General features: G+C 66.3%; 1 protein-coding gene and 1 pseudogene. Both read left to right on the top strand.

What is annotated here, in order from left to right; translation table 11 throughout:
- A pseudogene (locus N864_RS22865) lies at positions 1–221 on the top strand (IS630 family transposase); the annotation flags it as partial.
- A 98-nt stretch (positions 222–319) separates the two neighbouring features.
- On the top strand, positions 320–670 hold a 351-nt coding region (locus N864_RS22860), incomplete at its 3' end, for a hypothetical protein (RefSeq protein WP_034723019.1).

The following is a 670-nucleotide window of genomic DNA, read 5'->3' as shown; positions in this document are numbered from 1 at the left end:
CCTCCGGGTCCTGGCTCAACCTCGTCGAGGTGTTCTTCGGGATCATCACCAGACAGGCCATCCGGCGCGGATCCTTCGACAGCGTCAAGGAACTCGTCACCGCGATCCGTGCCTTCATCGACGGCTGGAACGACCGCTGCCACCCGTTCAGCTGGACCAAGACCGCCGACGCGATCCTGCCCCACGCCACCCGTCAACGAAACTCAGACGCGCGACACTAGCTCGGATCGTCGTCCACCACCCGTCGGGACTCAACTCACCGGACGGCCGGGCACGGTTCTACCGGTACACCAGCAAGATCACGCGGAGCGCCCCAGAGGTGAACGCCGGAGCAGACGCCTCCGACATCATCACCCTCCCCGTCATCACGCTGGACCACCCACAATGGATGCGACCCGTGATCGGCTTCTCCGGCGGATACGGGGCCCTGATCACCGAGGAGACCGCCCGACGCCTCGGCCTGAACCCGGTCCCGGACAGCAGAGTGATGGTCCGCGGCGACGGCCCCATCACCCAAGCCCAGGAAGGACAACTCCTCGACGCCCTGAGGAGCCGCGACGCCACCGCAGCAACCACCGTCGAGCGCGGCTACCAGCGCTCCGACGGGCTCATCATCGCGATCATCATCGCCGTCATCACGCTGATCATCCTCGTCGCCACCCTCATCGCC

Origin of the sequence: Intrasporangium chromatireducens Q5-1 (assembly GCF_000576575.1) — a bacterium.
In the GTDB taxonomy this organism is placed as follows: domain Bacteria; phylum Actinomycetota; class Actinomycetes; order Actinomycetales; family Dermatophilaceae; genus Intrasporangium_A; species Intrasporangium_A chromatireducens.
This window is presented reverse-complemented; position numbering and strand designations above follow the sequence as displayed.